At 44.2% G+C, this 450-nt stretch carries 2 tRNA genes and 1 rRNA gene; all 3 read left to right on the forward strand.

Going from position 1 to position 450, the window contains the following annotated elements:
• Window positions 1-81: ribosomal RNA gene (locus K9V48_RS28615) — 16S ribosomal RNA — on the forward strand; the annotation flags it as partial.
• A 75-nt stretch (window positions 82-156) separates the two neighbouring features.
• A tRNA-Ile gene (locus K9V48_RS28620) sits at window positions 157-233 on the forward strand.
• Window positions 234-247: 14 nt separating this feature from the next.
• Window positions 248-323, forward strand: a tRNA-Ala gene (locus K9V48_RS28625).
• The last annotated feature ends 127 nt before the right edge of the window (window positions 324-450 follow it).

Genomic DNA, 450 nt, shown 5'->3' on the forward strand with positions numbered 1-450 from the left:
CCGTCTAAGGTGGGACAGATGATTGGGGTGAAGTCGTAACAAGGTAGCCGTATCGGAAGGTGCGGCTGGATCACCTCCTTTCTAAGGAAATATGAGGCACACTTGGTTTTTGTTTAGTTTTGAGAGAACTTTGTTCTCGAATATATTATAAGAGATGGGCCTATAGCTCAGCTGGTTAGAGCGCACGCCTGATAAGCGTGAGGTCGATGGTTCGAGTCCATTTAGGCCCACCATCTCAAAAAAATATGGGGCCTTAGCTCAGCTGGGAGAGCGCCTGCCTTGCACGCAGGAGGTCAGCGGTTCGATCCCGCTAGGCTCCACCAATGTTCCTTGAAAACTAGATAACGATAACAATTCAAGTAATTCACTGAGTTTAAACGCTTAGTTTAGTGATTCTCTTAATAATTGATTTAAACGACATTTTAAATGTCAAAGGTTAAGTTGTTAAGG

This window comes from Metabacillus rhizolycopersici (assembly GCF_020075705.1).